This is a genomic window from Dyadobacter tibetensis Y620-1, assembly GCF_000566685.1.
GTDB lineage: Bacteria > Bacteroidota > Bacteroidia > Cytophagales > Spirosomataceae > Dyadobacter > Dyadobacter tibetensis.
The window spans coordinates 159,566-179,196 of record NZ_AZQN01000010.1 but is presented as its reverse complement, the minus strand read 5'-3'; the positions used below and the strand labels follow the sequence as shown (position 1 = coordinate 179,196).

General features: G+C 46.0%; 11 protein-coding genes and 1 tRNA gene. 9 read left to right on the top strand and 3 right to left on the bottom strand.

What is annotated here, in order from left to right; translation table 11 throughout:
* The first annotated feature begins 52 nt into the window (after nt 1–52).
* Together X939_RS0120420 and X939_RS0120415 are read left to right on the top strand one after the other, a co-directional pair.
* Complete coding sequence (locus X939_RS0120420; protein ID WP_025765138.1) at nt 53–1,588, top strand: GH3 auxin-responsive promoter family protein; 1,536 nt, start codon at nt 53–55, stop codon at nt 1,586–1,588.
* Nucleotides 1,589–1,622: 34 nt separating this feature from the next.
* Nucleotides 1,623–4,724 (top strand): AAA family ATPase, encoded by a 3,102-nt coding sequence (locus X939_RS0120415; RefSeq protein ID WP_025765137.1) that lies wholly within the window; start codon nt 1,623–1,625, stop codon nt 4,722–4,724.
* A gap of 24 nt (nt 4,725–4,748) precedes the next feature.
* Here X939_RS0120415 and X939_RS0120410 read toward each other — a convergent pair whose 3' ends face one another.
* Together X939_RS0120410 and X939_RS0120405 are read right to left on the bottom strand one after the other, a co-directional pair.
* Nucleotides 4,749–5,144, bottom strand: a complete 396-nt coding sequence (locus X939_RS0120410; RefSeq protein ID WP_025765136.1) for a hypothetical protein — start codon at nt 5,142–5,144, stop codon at nt 4,749–4,751.
* A 79-nt stretch (nt 5,145–5,223) separates the two neighbouring features.
* Nucleotides 5,224–6,840 carry a hypothetical protein gene (locus X939_RS0120405; RefSeq protein ID WP_025765135.1) on the bottom strand — a complete coding sequence of 539 codons (1,617 nt, stop codon included), beginning with the start codon at nt 6,838–6,840 and terminating at the stop codon, nt 5,224–5,226.
* 228 nt (nt 6,841–7,068) lie between these two features.
* Here X939_RS0120405 and X939_RS0120400 point away from each other — a divergent pair, with 228 nt between their 5' ends.
* The 7 genes from X939_RS0120400 to X939_RS0120370 all read left to right on the top strand — a co-directional run bounded on the left by X939_RS0120400 (nt 7,069) and on the right by X939_RS0120370 (nt 18,054).
* Nucleotides 7,069–8,232, top strand: a complete 1,164-nt coding sequence (locus X939_RS0120400) for an acyltransferase family protein (protein ID WP_025765134.1) — start codon at nt 7,069–7,071, stop codon at nt 8,230–8,232.
* 81 nt (nt 8,233–8,313) lie between these two features.
* Nucleotides 8,314–9,030 (top strand): ATP-binding cassette domain-containing protein, encoded by a 717-nt coding sequence (locus X939_RS0120395; RefSeq protein WP_025765133.1) that lies wholly within the window; start codon nt 8,314–8,316, stop codon nt 9,028–9,030.
* A gap of 169 nt (nt 9,031–9,199) precedes the next feature.
* Nucleotides 9,200–12,259, top strand: coding sequence for a serine hydrolase domain-containing protein (locus X939_RS0120390; protein ID WP_025765132.1), 3,060 nt, complete (start codon nt 9,200–9,202; stop codon nt 12,257–12,259).
* Between the two features lie 70 nt (nt 12,260–12,329).
* Nucleotides 12,330–16,682, top strand: a complete 4,353-nt coding sequence (locus X939_RS22720; RefSeq protein ID WP_025765131.1) for a T9SS type A sorting domain-containing protein — start codon at nt 12,330–12,332, stop codon at nt 16,680–16,682.
* An 80-nt stretch (nt 16,683–16,762) separates the two neighbouring features.
* Complete coding sequence (locus X939_RS0120380) at nt 16,763–17,215, top strand: nucleoside deaminase (protein WP_025765130.1); 453 nt, start codon at nt 16,763–16,765, stop codon at nt 17,213–17,215.
* Between the two features lie 63 nt (nt 17,216–17,278).
* Nucleotides 17,279–17,884, top strand: coding sequence for a superoxide dismutase (locus tag X939_RS0120375; protein WP_025765129.1), 606 nt, complete (start codon nt 17,279–17,281; stop codon nt 17,882–17,884).
* A gap of 94 nt (nt 17,885–17,978) precedes the next feature.
* Nucleotides 17,979–18,054: transfer RNA gene (locus tag X939_RS0120370), tRNA-His, on the top strand.
* Nucleotides 18,055–18,411: 357 nt separating this feature from the next.
* Here X939_RS0120370 and X939_RS0120365 read toward each other — a convergent pair.
* Nucleotides 18,412–19,434: an LLM class flavin-dependent oxidoreductase gene (locus X939_RS0120365; RefSeq protein WP_025765128.1), complete on the bottom strand. Its 1,023-nt coding sequence runs from the start codon at nt 19,432–19,434 to the stop codon at nt 18,412–18,414.
* Nucleotides 19,435–19,631 lie beyond the last annotated feature (197 nt).

Here is a 19,631-nt window from a genome sequence, read left to right as displayed (position 1 = left end):
ATTTAGTACTTTTACCAATTGAAACACCTATTCTCAATCTTATGAAACGCCTATGAAGCTGGTAAATGACATGACGGTCTGGTTTCTCAAACGTCGGTACGAAAGAATCGAATTATTCAAGAAAAGTCCTATTGAAACCCAGCTGCGGATGTTTACCGAGTTGCTTGAAACGGCACGCTATACCGAATGGGGTGCAAAATACAACTACGGCCAGATCAAAACGGTCAAAGAATTTCAAGAACAAGTACCCGTTTCGACTTATGAAGATTTGTATCCTTATATCGAAAGGGTATTGAAGGGCGAACCCAATGTGCTCTGGCCTTCTTCTATAGAATGGTTCTCCAAGTCGTCGGGCACCACCAATGCGCGCAGCAAATTCCTCCCTGTCTCCCCCGAAGCGCTGGAAGAATGCCACTATGAGGGAGGCAAAGACATGATGACCCTATTGATCCAGAATCGGCCGGACACCAAGGTTTTCGACGGTAAAGGGCTATCCATAGGAGGAACTTTACATGCCAACCCTTTCGACGACTACACCCAGGTGGGGGATGTGTCGGCCGTGATCATGCAAAACCTGCCTGCATGGGGGGAAATTATGCGTACTCCCCCTCTGGAAGTAGCTCTAATGGATCACTGGGAAACGAAATTGGAAAAAATGGCGGAAATCTGCTCTCAAGAAAATGTAACCAGCATTCTGGGTGTACCCACCTGGACCATCGTGTTACTAGATCAGATTCTGGAGCGCAATAACAAAAGTAACTTATTAGAGATATGGCCAGAGTTCGAAGTGTTTGTCCACGGAGCAGTATCGTTTGAGCCCTATCGGGACCTTTTTACCCAAAAATATTTTCCATCCTCCAAAGTGGGTTACCTGGAAACATATAGTGCCTCCGAAGGATTTTTTGCCATTCAGGATGATATGGATAAAGTGGGTGAAATGCTATTGATGCTCGATTATGGTATATTCTACGAATTTTTACCCCTAGATCAGGTAGGACTTAAGCATCCTAAGGCGCTGCTACTTGATGAGGTGGAAGTAGGGGTTAATTATGCCCTGGTAATCTCCACAAATGCCGGCCTATGGCGGTATCTCATCGGCGACACGATCAAATTCACCTCTGTTGAGCCTTTTAGGCTCAAGGTAAGTGGCAGAACCAAACATTTTATCAATGCATTCGGGGAAGAGGTAATCGTCGAGAACGCCGATCATGCCATTAAAACGGCTGCCAACCAGACTGACTCACTCGTGGCTAATTATACCGCCGGCCCCGTCTATATGGGCGACGGTTCCCGGGGACGTCATGAATGGATCATAGAATTCAGTAAGTCACCAGACGACCAGGAGCAATTTAACCGGGTGCTGGACGAATCTCTCCGCCAGGTAAACTCCGACTACGATGCCAAGCGATACAAAGACATGGCCTTGCTTTCCCCTCTCATTCATGTGGTTCCAGCCGGCACATTCTATAACTGGATGGGTAGTCGCAATAAGCTAGGGGGGCAGAACAAGGTGCCCCGTCTTAGTAACGATCGCTCCTATCTGGACGATCTGCTGGCCATTTTGGAAGCGCAACAACCTGGAGCCTGATCAAGGCCTGAAACCATTACCCCCTGAAACATAAATGATTCCTAAGCACCTCAAAATAAAAGGTTTATACTCATACCAACAGGAACAGGAGATTCACTTTGACCCCCTCACCAATGCAGCCTTATTTGGTATATTTGGATCGGTAGGTAGTGGAAAGTCGTCCATTTTAGAAGCCATTACCTTTGCACTCTATGGTGATACAGAGCGTCTGAATAAGTCTGGCGACGACCGCACCTATAATATGATGAACCTACGTTCGGACGAGCTCCTGATCGACTTCGAATGTATTGCCGGCAAGGATGGGAATCGCTATCGCTTCACCGTAAAAGGGCGAAGAAATAGTAAAAACTTTAAGGATGTTAAAACATTTGAAAGGAAAGGATACCGTTGGAAAAATGAACTATGGGAGCCCCTTCCGGAGGGAGAAACCACTGAGGCTATCATAGGCCTCAGTTATGACAATTTTCGACGTACCATCATTATTCCACAGGGGCGTTTTCAGGAATTTATTGAGCTTCGCGATGCCGACCGCACCAGAATGATGAAGGAGCTTTTTCAATTAGAGAAATACGACCTGAGTAGGACGGTGTCAACTTTACAAGGGCAGAACAAAGAAATGCTCGCTCATGTGGAAGGACAGCTGAGCAGCATCGCCGAAGTGACGACAGATGTGATTGCCGCAGAGGAAGAAAAGCTCAAAAACCTGAGGAGCCAAATGGCCGAGCGAAAGGAAGAACTATTGGTACAATCCAAACTTGCAGAGACCTATCATAAGCAAAAACTGGCAATAGAGACCATTCAGGCCTTAGAGAAACAACTCCTGAAGCTCAAGGAAAGGGAAGCATTTATGCAAAGCCGTAGAGAGAAATTTGCTATTTACGAAATATGTGCCATTCATTTCAAACACCTGCTCGATCAGAAAAAACGACTAAATAGTAGCCTGGAAAAGGATAAAGCACGGCAGGAACAAATTAATTATCAATTACAAAAGCTTGGCCACAACTTATCCCAGGCCCAAGTGGAAAAAAACCGACTTAAACCCTCCTATGAAAATCGGGAAGTACTCTTAAAACAGGTTAGTGAATTAGAGAAAGTCGTACAGATAAAGGAGCAGCGCATTTTTTCAAAAAAATTGTACGCTTCTCTTGAAAAGGGGGAAGGCCTGTTGCAAAAGAAAAAAGAGGAACTCAATGAGCTTAAGCGCAGGCGCCAACAACTGGAAAAGGATAACGAAGCACTCAAAAATAACCTGCCCGATTTTGCAGAAGTGGGGAGAATAAACTCGTGGTATGCCACTATGAGCGTGCTATCTGTTAACAAAGCCAATACCTATAAAGAAGCTAGCGAACTTAATGCTCAGCAAATAACGCATCAGGAGACTCTAAAAGACAAGCTGCAAACCTTGTCGAAAAACTTCCAGCTAGATCTACCTTTGGATTGCGATCTTCCGATTTTCGAATCGAAACTTGTAGATACCTTAGCGCGGTATAACAGAGAATTGGTTGAAATTGATGCGCGATATATTGAAACGCAAACCAAAGCCCGACTCCAGCTCTTTGCTACAGATCTTCAGGAAGGTGAGCCTTGCCCGCTATGCGGATCAGAACACCATCCGGCCATAGGGCAGCATCAGAAGGGAGAATATGAAAATTTATTAAAAAACATCCAGGAACAAAAAGAGAAGTTACAAAATCAGGAGCAAGAACTTCGTAAGGAACTGACTCCCATGGACCGTCTGTTTCAAACATCTGCCAGCATTGAGGCTCAGAAGAAAGCGCTCCGGCTGCGCTGGGACGAAGCAAAAAATGCTGTTGAAACACACGAAAAGGATTTTACTTGGAATCAGTTTGACAAAAAAGATCCGACGCCTTTTAAGGTCTATGTCCAAAAGCTGGAGGGACTCCAAGAAAAAATAAAATCTCAGGAGCTCTCCCTTAAAGAAACCAATAGCCTGATAGAAAATTCTGAGACTGAGATTCTGGAAAAATTCGAGCGCCCTTTACAAAAACTTAAGGACGATTTGCTCAAGGCTAGCAACACCATGGATACATTAATATCTCAACTTCAGCAGATCAGACTCGAAGACTACCTGGAGCTGGAAAACGAAGCCTTGGCAATGCAGGTCGCATCCTTAAAGGATCAGCATTCAGAAATCATACAAAATTTCGAAAAGGTGGAGGGCCTTATTGCGGCTACCGACAAAGAGATAAGTAATATAGCCGGTGAAAAGAGCAGCTTGGAGCGAACAATAAACGGAAACCAACAGGAAATGATGCTCCTTGAAGAATCGCTGCAAAGCCTGCTAGTAAAACATCGATTCGACTCTGAAAACTGGGTAGAAAAGATTCTGGACCAGGCTTTAGATTTGGCGCAGGAGCGGAAGGAACTGGATGAATTCGACTTAGAGCTTCATAATATCCGACGTGACCTGGCCTATCATCAGGCTCAGAATCCTCTGGCGGATTACGATCCACAATTGCATGACACAACAAATCGCAGGGTTGCTGAGCTTACCCAACAGCTTCAGAATAACCATAAGGTAGAAGGTCAGCTGGAAGGACTCATAAAGAATTTGCAGGACGACCTGCTCCGACGTACCACCTTATTGAAGGAACATGAGAAGTTAGAAATTCGCAAAAATCATTTGAATGACTTGGCCAAACTGTTTCGATCCAGTGGCTTCGTGGATTATGCTTCTAGTATTTATCTGCAAAATCTTATCCAAGCCGCAAATGCCAGATTCCACCAGATGACCCACCAGCAGCTGCACCTCGAACTTGGTGAGGGCAATAGCTTCTGGGTACGAGACTTGCTGAATGGAGGCCATTTACGTTTACTCAAGACCCTTTCGGGAGGGCAGAAGTTCCAAGCCGCCCTATCTCTGGCCCTGGCATTGGCCGATCATATCCATGTTCGAAATGCCTCCAAACATAACTTCTTCTTCTTAGACGAAGGTTTCGGTTCGCTCGACAAAGCTGCACTCGCAACAGTTTTTGAAACCTTAAAGTCCCTTCGTAGAGAGAATAGGATCGTAGGTATCATTAGTCATGTAGAGGAACTTCAGCAGGAAATACAGACCTATCTGAAAATCCAGGAAAGTGATACGGGTAGCAAAATACTGGCAAGCTGGGAATGAGATGTCAATGACATCCCATTCCATCTATTTCCCAAACCAGTGATCAAAACTAAACCTTCCCTTTTTGATCAGGGCTTCTAGCTGTTCCTGCTGCTGTGAATTTAGAACCTCTATCATTTCCTCCCTTTTCTGGGTGGCTAAGGTGCGACTATCCTTGCGAGACCCACCTTTACGGTCCAATTTACGATCGAGACGAGTATATCTTTTATCGATTTTCGAAAGCTGTTTTACCTGCTTCTTTGTAAGATCTAACTCCGTTTTATATCGCTCCAAATTTTTGTCGAACCTCCGGGTGTTCAATTTGCTCTGAGCCAGCTCTGTCTGGGTCTCTTCCCGATTAGACTGTGCATAGGTATGGGCATTTCCCAAACAAATTAAAATCATCGCCAAAGCGAAGATCTTTAGTTTATTAATTTTCATGAAAATTGATGTTTAAATTACGATTTACCCAACGTGGATTTGTTGCATATCGTATTTGCTCAGGGAAATATCTCTCTTTTCACTGAATTCGTTTGTAAAAAATCATTCCGTTCACATTTTTCAGATAGCGGTAATGCTTGTTAATATACGCACGTACTTTTTTATTATGTTCAAACCGATACCCAATATCACTCATGGTGGACAAACTAGGGGTAACGGCATCGGCAAACAAGATGGGACGCGTTTTATCCAGGTCTTCTAAAAAGTTCTTAATGCGATAGACCTTCAGGTCTGATTCTAAGAAAAGGTTATGAGTATGCGGAAGTCTATAGCCCGAAGGCCGTTTTGAAAAATAATAGAACCGGTCAGCCCAACCCCATATTACAATGGGCTGCCCGGGCTTAGAGTTCTCAACAATCGTGCTGGTAATCTCATGGTCCAGATGGTTGGAAGGAAGCGGTTGAAGGGGCTGACGGGCAACGATATTCCGTCCACTTTGAACAAATGAGAAGCTCATTACCAATCCAAGACCTATTAGCTGAGCCATTCCTGAGGAACGCCCAATCATTACCGCTACCAGATAAGCTAAAGGAATGAACAGGTACAACACATAATGGCCGAAATTATTTCCTGCTTGTAGGCAGGCATATAAGCTACTAAGCAACATTAGAGCGGCAAATTTCTTATTTGTACGAGAAAAATCGGTGCTCCTTTTGAAAGTAGTACCACGCCAAATGGATACTACTAATAAGGCCAGAAGCAGACCAATAAAGAAAAATCTGGAGTGTGAACTGTATAAAATAAATGAAAATATCCTAAAGGGATTAAACCGCCCCTCCACGGGCATCGACTGGAATTGGGTACTGTACGAATAATAGAAATAATTCCAGAAATAGTTGACCCAGAAATCATTAAGCTTCCCCTTGGCTAAGAAGTATATATTAATCAGTATGGTAGGCATGAGCCCACTCAATATAAAAAGCATGGCGGTGGACCACTTTTTGAGTTGTATTATACTTATCAGACTCATTCCGGCAATGACTAAGCCCATGGGAACGTTCTGAAACTTAATATAAAGCAAGCTCCCGAGGGCTCCCCCTAGCAAAACAGCGGCCGGGATGGTAATAGATCCAGTTTTCTCCATCTTCAAATACCCATACGAGCACATCGTCAGAACCAAAATACTTAAATGCTCTGAATTATAGGCGATATGATCATTATACGAGGTGGTCCCAATCAGCAGGCATATGGACCAGACCAAAAGGAGGCCTATAGATGGGTGAATAAATAAGCATAGACTGCGATAAAAAAAAACGATTGAAATCAGCCAAAATATCAATCCTACTATCTCTGCCATGGTATAGGTAAGAGGTGCTCCCAGGGAATAGGAAAGCCAAATTGGCAATACCGTGAGCGGACGGGAATCCGTGTAGTTCAAAAGTAACCATAGTTTATCTGGAAGCGCACTCAATGAAAGGGTCGATGCCAGCCAGGTGCTTGTATCAACATTGGGCTCCACATCGGACATATAGCAGTAACGGGATAAGAAGGTGAGCAGTACCAGAGCCACCAAAATCAAATTTGCGGTAGCAGACCTATCGGTTTCTAGTGGATTACTCGCTCTTACCCATAAAAAGATGGTGATTAGCAGACTTATAATTAGCAGCGCTGACTTAAAGAGTATAGAAGTTTCCAAATGAAAGGAGGGGATTTAACCTGATATGAATCAAAGATCAGAATAAAGAAATAAAAAGACGAATTAGGAAGAACGTATAGGACAATAAATTGAGTAACCGGCTAAACCTCACCGGTAACCTTTGCCCATAAAAACCGGGCGATAGAAAAAAATTGTGCTGAGCAGACTAGTATCTTTGACAAATATTCCAGTAGTTTAACTGTATATTGAAATAACGAACTGAAGTCTATGCCCCTTACTACCATAGAAAATTTGCCAACTGAGGCACAAACCAAAACAAATCAGCAACCCAAAAACCAAAGATTACTATCTCTAGACGCTTTAAGAGGTTTTGATATGTTTTGGATTGCCGGGGGAGAAGAGATATTTTTTGTTCTGGCAAAAGTGACGGGGTGGGCATGGGGCATCACCATAGCTCAGCAACTTACCCATCCTGAATGGCACGGATTCAGAGCATACGATCTAATATTCCCCACTTTTCTGTTTCTGGCCGGTGTTTCTACTCCCTTTTCTTTGGGGAGTCGTTTAGAAAAGGGCGTACCCCCGGGAGCCATGATCAGAAAAGTAATTCAGAGAGGCTTGATTCTGGTATTTTTAGGCATCATTTATAATAATGGTATTTTCCAGACGGAGTGGGAAAATATGCGCTATGGTAGCGTGCTGGGCAGAATTGGCCTGGCAGGGATGTTCGCACAAATTATCTATCTCTATTTCGGCTTTAAAGCCCGATGGTTATGGTTTGCAGCGCTGATGTTGGGTTATTATGCCTTTATGATGCTCTACCCCGTTCCAGGCTGTGGAGCCGGACTGCTTACTATGGATTGTAACCCAGCTAGCTATTTCGATCAGATATTGGTCCCTGGAAAACTCTATAAAACGATTCATGACCCGGAAGGACTAGTTACAATGATTCCAGCGATAGGGACAGGCCTTTTGGGAATATTCGCCGGGGAGCTGCTTCGGAAAGGCAATGATCTCATTAGCCAGCAGAATAAGGTGTTTTACCTGGTAGCTGCCGGTGTCATCAGCTTGCTCATCAGTATAGTCTGGAATCATTTTTTTCCTATCAACAAAAATCTTTGGACTAGCTCATTTGTCCTATGTGCAGGAGGATTTAGCGCTTTATTACTCGCACTATTTTATTGGTTTATCGATGTTCTGAATTTCCGCAAATGGACATTTTTCTTTGTGGTTATCGGGATGAATTCGATTGTGATTTATATGATTGGTGATTTTATTAATTTTGGATATACTGCACATGCCCTTTTTGGTGGAATTTTAGACTTTCTTCCTGAAGCAGCAGAAAAAGTAGGCGAAGTACTGGCCTTTATCGGGGTCCAGTGGGCATTTATGTATTTGCTCTTTAAAAATAAATTATTCTTGAAAGTGTAGCCCTAAAATTGGTACTTTGTAAAGGGTTGGAGTCTGCCAGCAGCTACCCACCCTCCACCATTATTAATAGGTACCCCACACATGTCCATACAAGTCAACAACTTAACTAAATATTATGGCCAGCAAAAGGCCATTGATGACCTAACCTTTGAGCTCCAACCCGGTGAAATAGTAGGCTTTCTGGGTCCTAATGGAGCAGGTAAGTCAACCACGATGAAGATACTGACCGGGTATCTGAGCGCTTCCTCCGGATCTGCGCGGGTTGCCGGTCATGATTTGGGCAAAGATGCCCAGTTGGCTAAAAGTAAAATCGGGTATCTTCCAGAGCATAATCCCCTGTATTTAGACCTATACATTAAAGAGTTTTTGCAGTTCTCGGGGAAACTCTACGGCTTAGATAAGCACCAACTACAACTCCGTATTCAACAAGTTATGGACGACTGTGGGTTAACTGCTGAGCAGGGTAAAAAGATAGGTCAACTATCTAAAGGATACCGGCAACGGGTTGGGTTGGCCCAGGCCCTTCTTCATGACCCTCAGGTTCTAATTCTAGACGAGCCCACTACCGGTTTGGACCCTAACCAGATCCTTGAAATCAGAGACCTTATACGCCAGGCTGGAAAACAAAAAACAATTTTGTTTTCTACTCATATCATGCAAGAGGTAGAGGCACTCTGCGACCGGGTACTGCTGATCAATAAAGGACGTCTCGTTGTGGATACTACGTTAGAAAATCTGAGAGCTTCAGGGCAATCCCTGGAAAATGTTTTTGCATCCCTAACAAGGACTACACCATAGTGTAGGATTTTGCCAATTTATTAGAATTGCCTTAAATCGTTCGTGATCTGGGATTTTTACTCAAAAAAATTGTTATAATTGTAGTTCTCGGAAAATTAATTGAAGTGACTTATTAAATAAACCTACGTTTAATTAATAGGACATAACGGAAGAAATAGATAAAAAGCATATGAAATTTTGGATCAAAAAACGCTCGTATGCGACTCTGGCGGTATTGGCATTGATTATCCTTAGCCCTGCCGTTACAGGGGCGCTGATGCTCATTCATAAATCGGTGGGCATTAAGAGTGAAGTCGTGCCTACACCTACCACGCCAACCCCACATAAAGGAACAAAAAAGAATTCGCCCATCCTGGTACTGCCCGAGTCGGCCTGGGTGGATAGCACGCTTAACAGCCTTTCCCTAGATGAAAAAATCGGTCAGCTATTTATGGTAGCAACCTATTCCAATAGGGATAACCGGCATTACAATTACATTGACAAACTCATAGAAGAATATCATTTAGGTGGACTTATTTTCTTTCAGGGAGGGCCTGTAAGCCAGGCCAGACTAAGCAACCGCTATCAAGCACGTTCCAAAGTGCCCTTGTTTATTGGAATCGACGGGGAGTGGGGTCTAGGTATGCGTTTGGACAGCACTATTTCATTCCCTAAACAAATGGTGTTAGGCGCTATTAAGAATAATGAACTCATCGATCAGATGGGTGAAGATATTGGCAGGCAGTGCAAGCGTTTAGGCATCCATATCAATTTTGCTCCGGTATCCGACATCAATAGCAATCCCAAAAACCCTGTAATAGGGGTTCGCTCCTTTGGCGAAGACCGAGAAAACGTAACCCGAAAAGCCGTTGCGTATATGAAAGGACTTCAGCGCCAACGTGTAATAGCCACAGCCAAGCATTTTCCGGGTCATGGAGATACTGGAACAGATTCCCACTACACCCTGCCGGTACTTACCCATAGTAGCGAGCAGCTAACAGAAACTGACCTCTACCCCTACCGCCGCCTGATTGCCGACAGCCTGATGGGTGTGCTCAGCGGGCACCTTTATGTCCCTGTACTGGACAATACCCCGCAACTGCCCAGCTCCCTATCCAGTAAGGTCATCAACGGACTACTTCGCAAAGAAATGGGTTTCCGCGGGCTCGTATTTACAGATGCTATGAATATGCGTGGCGTGGCCAAAACAGGGCCTGCTCCGGAAATCAATCTGAAGGCCCTTATTGCAGGCAACGACGTTCTACTATATCCCGAAAATGTGGGAGAGACAGTGGCCAGAATCAAACAAGCTATTGCCAGCAGAGAAATTAGTGAGAAGATTATCGATGATAAGGTAAAACGGATTCTCCAGGGAAAATACTGGGCAGGCCTAAACCGCTATCAACCTATAGCAATTGAAAACCTTTATCAAGATCTGAATCAGGAAAGTAGTCAGGTGTTATATCGACAACTGTGCCAGGCCTCTATTACAGTAGTTAATAACGATAAAAATCTCCTACCCCTTACACCGGGAACGAGTGATCAGATTGCCACAGTCTCGATGGGTTCAGGTACCCATGCGAAATTCAATAAGATGATCAATTTCTATCATCCCATGCAGACCTATTCCTTCTATGACGGACCAGAGTCTCAGCAGGAGATTAGCGAAATGTTGGATCATCTTGCGCCCTACTCAACGGTAATCGTTGGCATTAACGGCCTTTCCACCAGGCCTAATCGCAATTATCACGTTAACCCGAAATCCGTTTCCTTTGTCAGTCAGCTAAAAGGGCAGGGTAAAAAAGTCATCCTCTGTGTTTTTGGTACACCTTATAGCCTGGCTTCTTTCCCGGAAGTGGATGCGTTGGTTTGCGCCAACCAAGACGGGGCCGAGCAACAAGAACTCCTTCCTCAAATTCTCTTTGGGGCCCTGGAAGCTACCGGAGTGCTACCGGTTTCCGTGCAGACATATAAGGCGGGGACGGGAGTAAATCTATCAACTGCTAACCGGCTTGCCAATGCCACGCCGGAAAGTGTTGGAATGAATTCCAAAGTTTTACTGAAGATAGACAACGTCACCATGGAAGCCATAGAGCAGAAAGCCTTCCCTGGATGTCAAATATTAGTTAGCAGAAGAGGCAAGATTGTTTATAACAGGCAATTCGGAACCCTGGATTATCGCTCTACAGATCCGGTCAACGAACAAACGCTCTACGATCTGGCCTCTCTTACCAAAGTGTCAGCTACTCTGCAAGCTGTTATGCTGCTCTATGACCGTCAACAACTTGATCTTGATGCACGGGCATCTAAATATTTACCCGAACTGATTGGAACCAATAAAGAAAGCATAAGCATTCGTGACCTGCTTCTCCATCAGTCAGGTATGCAATCGTTCTATCCTACCCTCTGGAATCGAACCCTAACAAAAAGTGGGGGTTTTCAGCCTGAATATTACAGAACTCAGCCTGATACGACGTTTAGCCTTCAGGTGGCTCCAAAATTATATGCGAAAAGCGCTCTAAGAGATTCGGTATGGAAGTGGATTGTTCAATCCCCTTTGAACAATAAACGATTGCGGTCTGGCCAATATGGATTTATGTACAGTGACTTGGGTTTCCTTACCCTGCAGAAAGTAGTAGAGAGAATTACTGGAAGTAGTTTAGATTCCTTCGTTTACAGCAATATATACGCCCCCTTAGGACTAAAACATCTTGTATTCAAACCCTTGACTCAGTTTCCTGTGTCTCAAATCGCTCCCACGGAGCTGGATAATTACTATCGAAATCAACTGCTGAGGGGTACTGTTCACGATCAGATGGCTGCCGAGGTCGGCGGGGTGTCGGGGCACGCAGGTTTATTTGGCACGGCCCAGGATTTGGCGGTTCTCTGTCAAATGAATCTATGGAAGGGAAAGTATGGGGATAAACAGATTTTTAAAAGCAGTACCATTCCCTACTTTAGCAGATTATATAATGAGCCCAATAGCCGGGGTCTCGGATGGGACAAAGCTCCGAGCTCGGGGAACAGCTCCTATGTCTCCGATATGGTCTCCCCAAATTCCTTCGGTCATACAGGTTTTACTGGAACCATGGTATGGATGGATCCAGACGAAGATTTAAGCTTTATCTTCCTATCGAATCGGGTCTATCCCAGTGCCCGAAACTCCCTCATTAACACCCACAGAATTCGGCGAAGGATTCAGGAAACAGTATACGCTTCTATTACCGATCGTAAAAGCGCACTACCCTAAGTCCGTGAATTTGAAAATTATATCTAACTTTACCGGTAAACTGCAATGTGGATAGAAATTAAAACTGTACATGAAAAAATTGTTTACCTTAAAAGTCACTCTTGTAAATTTAGCTCTCGTCTTATGGACAACTGCGACATTTGCACAAAGTATCAGCACCGGTGTAGTCACCCCTAGTAGCATTTGTGCAGGTACTACCGCCTCCGTAGCCTTTTCGACAACCGGCACATTTCCAGACCCAACGACCTACACTGTTGAATTATCGGACCCAACCGGAGACTTTTCCACACCCACCGTTATCGGATCCGGCATCACCACCCCCATTTCCGCGACCATACCAGCTGCAACAGTTGCTGGCTCAGCTTATAAAATTAGAGTAATAACCACTACCCCAGCCGTCACTGGCTCCGAAAGTGCGGCGCTAAATGTTTCAATTCCACCCACAACTCCTTCCGTTTCTGATGTTTCATATAATGAGGGCGACACGCCTGCCGCTTTAACCGCTACGGGCACTGCCTTGAAATGGTATAGCGCCGCGACAGGAGGTACGGGCTCTGCCACGGCACCTACCCCGACTACCACTGCAGCAGGAACCCAAAACTACTGGGTAACACAGACCATCGGGGTTTGTGAGAGCCCAAGGGCACAAATCACCGTAACCGTATCAGCATGTACGCCACCGGCAGCACCCACCGTAGCCAATATTTCCTATACAGTGGGCGACACGCCTGCCGCTTTAACCGCTACGGGCACTGCCTTGAAATGGTATAGCGCCGCGACAGGAGGTACGGGCTCTGCCACGGCACCTACCCCGACTACCACCACAGCAGGAACCCAAAACTTCTGGGTAACACAAACCGTAGGTGCTTGTGAGAGTCCAAGGGCACAAATCACCGTAACCGTATCAGCATGTACGCCCCCGGCAGCACCCTCCGTAGCCAATGTTTCCTATACAGTGGGCGACACGCCTGCCAAGTTAACCGCCTCGGGCACCGCCCTGAAATGGTATAGCGCTGCGACAGGAGGTACGGGCTCTGCCACGGCACCTACCCCGACTACCACCACAGCAGGAACCCAAAACTTCTGGGTAACACAAACCGTAGGTGCTTGTGAGAGTCCAAGGGCACAAATCACCGTAACCGTATCAGCATGTACGCCACCGGCAGCACCAACGGTAGCCAATGTTTCTTATACAGTGGGCGACACGCCTGCCAAGTTAACCGCCTCGGGCACCGCCCTGAAATGGTATAGCGCTGCGACAGGAGGTACGGGCTCTGCCACGGCACCTACCCCGACTACCACCACAGCAGGAACCCAAAACTTCTGGGTAACACAAACCGTCGGTGCTTGTGAGAGCCCAAGGGCACAAATCACCGTAACCGTATCCGCATGTACGCCCCCGGCAGCACCCACGGTAGCCAATATTTCTTATACAGTGGGCGACACGCCTGCCAAGTTAACCGCCACGGGCACCGCCCTGAAATGGTATAGCGCTGCGACAGGAGGTACGGGCTCTGCCACGGCACCTACCCCGACTACCACCACAGCAGGAACCCAAAACTTCTGGGTAACACAAACCGTCGGTGCTTGTGAGAGCCCAAGGGCACAAATCACCGTAACCGTATCCGCATGTACGCCACCGGCAGCACCAACGGTGACTAACATCTCCTATTGTAAGGACGCTAGCACAGTGGCCCTTACGGCTTCTGGAACTAATTTGAAATGGTATACGACTGCTACAGGAGGAACAGGGTCCGCCACGGCACCTATACCCTCCAGCGCCATAGTTGGAACAAAGAGTTATTATGTATCACAAACAGTAGGCCCTTGCGAAAGTGCCAGAGCTAAAATTGATGTTATTATAAAGGAGACCGCAGCCCCGGTGGTAGTCAGCCCTGTCATTTATTGCTTAAACGAAACTGCAACAGCACTTACTGCTACGGGGACAGGCCTTAAATGGTATAACACGGCCACTTCAACTACTTCCAGCGGTACTGCGCCCACTCCCGCCACCACAGTAGCTGGAACTAAAAGCTATTTTGTTTCACAAACTGCGAATGGATGCGAAAGTGAGAAAGCCGAAATAGAAGTCACTACCAGGGCCATTTCTAACACGCCAACTTCTTCTATGCCAGTGGTAACTCTCTGCCAAAATGAAAAAGCAACCGCATTGACAGCCGTTGGGACGACCCTGAAATGGTATACAGTAGCAACAGGCGGAACGGCACTAACCAGCTCGCCTATTCCTAATACCACTGCTGCAGGAAGTACTAGTTATTATGTCAGCCAGACAACTTCAGGATCTTGCGAAAGTTTGAGGCTTAAAATCGAGGTCGTTGTAAAGGACACACCCTTGACACCAGTTGTTACCCAACCCGACGCACTTTGTGTAGGGGCAACTGCCACTCCGCTGAGTGGAGCCGCATTCAACTGGTATACATCCGCTACAGGCAACACTCCGCTAGCAACGGCCCCAACACCCTCCACAGCAACAGCTGGCAACACGGATTATTATGCCTCACAGAAGAACACTTATACTGTAGGTACTTCTACCTTAATTTGTGAAAGCCCTAGGGCAAAGGTAACCGTAGTTGTAAATCCTACTCCGGCTCTTGCGACAGTGAGTGCCGAGGAATTTTGTCAGGAGAAAGTCGATAAGTCTTATGCCTTTTCTGCTACGGCCACTGCAGGCAACACCATAGCCTGGTATGCAGCTCCAACCGGAGGGTCGCCCTTGTCTGCGGTTCCGACCGTTAATCTAAAGAACCCTGGGGATGCTACTTTTTATGCTGTTCAGGTCAGCAATAAAAATTGTGAAAGTCCTTCGCGCGTAGCCAAGAAAATCACCGTTAAACCACTTCCTGCTCTTCCCGTACTCACTAAGGACTTTATAGAATATTGTCAGTTTATAAAAGCCGATCCCCTTTCGGCCACAGCACAGACTGGAGCCGTACTTAACTGGTATGGGAATAATGCAACGGGCGGCTCAGCAGTTCCTACTGCTCCAACCCCCTCTACGGAAACTGGTGGTACTACCTCCTATTATGTGGGCCAAACTCTTAATGGCTGTATTGGAGACAGGGCTAAAATTGACGTAAGGGTGAATACCACACCAAAGCCAGTGACAACAACTTACCTGGCCTATTGTCAGGGAGAAACGGCTCCTATTCTGGATGCTCAGGGCTATGCACTGAAATGGTACCGTACGACTACCGGAGAATGGCAAGGATATCCCTTCACTCCTTTTACCGAAAAAGTAGAAGATTATTCATTTTATGTTACCCAGACCGGCCAGGTAAATGGTTGCGAAAGTCCCAAAGAAGAAATTAAAATCCATATCAAGGCCAAGCCTTCGGCTACCATCTCGGGCACTTCTACTATTCCATTCGGAGGGACAGCTAACATTTCTCTGGCCTTTACCAGTGACGGCCCCTGGACCTACACCCTATCCGATAGTACAAAAGGCACGGCGACATCGGCCAATATCAGCATTCCTGTAAAACCCGCCGTTACAACTACCTATTTAGTCACCGGCGTATCTAACGCCTGTGGAGCGGGTATACCATTAGGTTTTGCAGTTGTAAATGTATTGGTGCCCAATATTACTACAGGAAACCCATCGGTAGCAGAAGTCTGTGCTGGAAAGACCTTTCAGATCCTATATCAGAAATCGGGAGACTTCCCTAACGACAGTAAATTTGTGGTTCAGGTGTCGACAAGGACCGACTCAGATAGCTTCTATTCCATTCCGTCGGTGGTTAATGGATCCTCCATTATTGCCACCGTGCCGGACAGTACGGCAGGCGGAACATATTATGTTAGGGTTACAAGCGAGAACCCTAACCCCGATTTTACACGCCCCGGAACAATCAGTCCAATTCCTTTAAAAATCAACGCTATTGCGGGTGCTACGCTGACCGGGTCACAAACGATAATTGTGGGTGAAACGGCAAAACTTTCAGTAGCGCTTTCAGGAGTGGGACCTTGGGAGATGTATTTAAATGATGGCAGCAAAGACTCCCTGATAAGGGCCACTACAACCCCGATGAACATTAATGTTGCTCCGGCCAAAACTACTACCTATACCATCCGTGAGGTATCTAATGCCTGTGGTAATGCGACAGGAAAAGGTTCTGCCCGAGTACAAGTAGACCCGGTACTGGGTGTTGAGCCTCCTATCACCAATTGGGTGAAGGTTTATCCTACAATCATACAAAACCAGTGCTTGGTGGAGTTCTCGGGCCAAATGGCTGAAGGTGGCGCCACGCTTGAGTTAATCGACCCTAGCGGCGTGATTCACCAAAAGAAACACACGAAGTCACAATTTAACGAGTTAGATTTTACTGGATTATCTTCAGGTATCTATCTCATTCGGATAGAGAACGGATCCTTAAGTAAGGTCCACCGGGTTCTGAAGCCATAATCAACCAATGTCTTTTATCTATGGGATATCCTCTTTATGCAGGATATCCCATTTTATTAAAATAACTCCCAAGCTATTGTATGAACCTGGAAGCCGACCTTATCGATCATTACTTTATGCAGGAAGCCATACGGCTGGCGCAACGTGCCTATGCCGAAGGAGAGATCCCGGTGGGAGCCCTGGTCACGCATGGAGAACGGGTTTTGGGTAAGGGGTATAATCAAACCGAGCGCCTTCAGGATGTAACAGCGCATGCCGAAATGCTGGCTATTACCGCTGCAGCCGGACACCTTGGGGCCAAATACCTCAAGAATTGCACGCTGTATGTCACCCTCGAGCCTTGCATCATGTGTGCAGGAGCCCTGAGCTGGACCCAAATCAGCAGAATCGTGATCGGCGCACCTGATGACAAAAAAGGGTTCCTTAGAATTGGCATGAATCTTTTACATCCTAAGACAGAAGTCGTACAGGGTTTAATGGCTGAAGAAAGTCAAACACTTCTTCATAACTTTTTTTCTCAGCTAAGAACATAATATGTTCATATCTTGTTAGAGCAGTACTGTTTAATATTATTAACCATAAACTTCAATTCAAAAATGGCATTTACACTAGATCCCTTACCATACGCAAACGATGCACTGGAGCCTAATTTCGACGCACTTACCATGGAAATTCATCATGACCGTCACCACCAGGCCTACGTTAACAATTTGAACGCCGCCATCGCAGGTAGTGAACTTGAGGGTAAAAGCATAGAAGAAATATTAAGCGGAGTGAGCAAAGCCTCTGCTGCCGTTCGTAATAACGGTGGTGGACACTATAACCACACATTTTTCTGGAAATCACTTTCTCCCAATGGCGGAGGTGAGCCTACAGGAGAATTAGCAAAAGCCATCGATTCCACTTTCGGTTCCTTTACCGCTTTCAAAGAAGAATTCAAAAAGGCAGCCGCTACTCGTTTTGGTTCCGGTTGGGCATGGCTTATCGTAAAAGATGGCGCTTTGACTATCACCTCGACTCCAAATCAGGACAACCCCATTATGGACCTAGCCGAAGTAAAAGGCACACCGATTTTGGGTCTTGACGTATGGGAACACGCCTATTACCTAAAATATCAGAATAAACGCCCAGACTATATCGACGCCTATTGGAATGTAGTAGACTGGAAAGCCGCTGAAAATCTGTTTGTTGCAGCGAAATAAAAATTATAGACACAAAAAGGTTTACAGAAGCAAAAAAATACTTTTCTTTTTTATTGCAATCTGTAAACCTTTTCGTATTTTTGTGACCGCAAACGGAGGTTGTAGCTCAGTCGGTTAGAGCGCTAGATTGTGGTTCTAGAGGTCGCGGGTTCGAGACCCGTCTCCCTCCCAGTTTTAAGACTGTCTTTTTAGGCAGTCTTTTTTTTGTGTTAGGGATTAGGGCTTAGGGCTTAGGGCTTAGGGCCTAGGGAACAAACCGATCGGTAGCCGTTGAGTTCATGATAACGAGTATTTTTAGAATAAAATCAGACACCCATACCCAGATAGCAGCCACTAGATTGTGGTTCTATAGTGCGCGGCGGTTCGGCGTCCCGATTCGAGACCCGTCTCCCTCCCAGTTTTTTAGGCTTGAGGCTTTAAGGTTTAGGGCTTAGGGCTTAGGGCTTAGGGCTTAGGGAAAAGTCGGTCACGTGAGCGGAAGTTCATTTTAACGAGTGTAATCGCATACATACTTCTACCCCAATAGCCTAGCGCCATCCCAGTCCGGGTGCTACATGCTCCAAAATAGATGACAGCACATGAATGTTGTAATCGACGCCCAGTGTATTGGGTATGGTCAGCAGTAGGGTATCCGCTTCCTTGATGGCCTCATCCTGGGCCAACTCCTTAATGAGTTGATCGGGTTCTGCGGCATAGCCTCTACCAAAAATCGCACGTTTATCCTGTTCGATCATTCCGATTTTGTCTCTCCTATCCGATTCCTGTCCAAAATAATAACGATCCTGATCGTTTACTAATGCAAAAATAGACCGACTCACCGACACCCTAGGTTGGCGCTGGTGCCCAGCCTTCTTCCATGCCTCTTTGTACAACCTAATCTGCTCGGCCTGCTGTATATGAAATGGCTTGCCCCCTTCATCGTATTTCAAGGTAGAACTTTGTAGATGCATACCGTTTTCTGCGGCCCAAACGGCAGTAGCATTGGAAGCTGCACCCCACCAGATTCGTTCTCGCAACCCCTCAGAATAAGGCTCCAGACGCAGCAAGCCCGGAGGATTGGGAAACATCGGGTTAGGATTTGGCTCAGCGAAACCTTTGCCTTGTAGTCTTTCCAAGAATTCCAGGGCCTTACGACGTCCCATATCCGCGTCAGTTTCTCCCTCTGCTGGCTCATATCCAAAATACCTCCAACCTTCGATCACCTGTTCCGGCGCCCCCCTGCTCACCCCTAGCTGCAAGCGCCCCTCTGATATCAGGTCTGCAGCCCCGGCATCTTCCACCATATAGAGCGGGTTTTCGTAGCGCATGTCAATCACCCCTGTACCAATTTCTATTTTTCTCGTTTTGGCACCAATAGCCGAAAGCAATGGGAACGGTGATGCGAGCTGAGACGCAAAATGATGGACACGAAAATAAGCTCCATCCAAACCTATCTCTTCGGCGGCTACCGCTAGGTCAATAGATTGAAGCAAGGTATCACTCGCCGTCTGGGCCTTATAGGCTGGGTGCTTAGACCAATGCCCAAACGATAAAAATCCTATTTTTTTCATGTTGCGTAATTCAGATTTCTTTTAAACCTAGACAGTATATCGGGGGTGAAAAGTTCCGTAAACGGTGTGGACTCCTTATAGAACGGAATTAAAGTATAACCGTTCAGCGTGGTAAGGAGAAATGGAGACTAAAGCGACAAGCAGGGCAGGAGCATCAATTTTCCTAAATCTTCCTTTCCTCCAACCTATCCTGATTA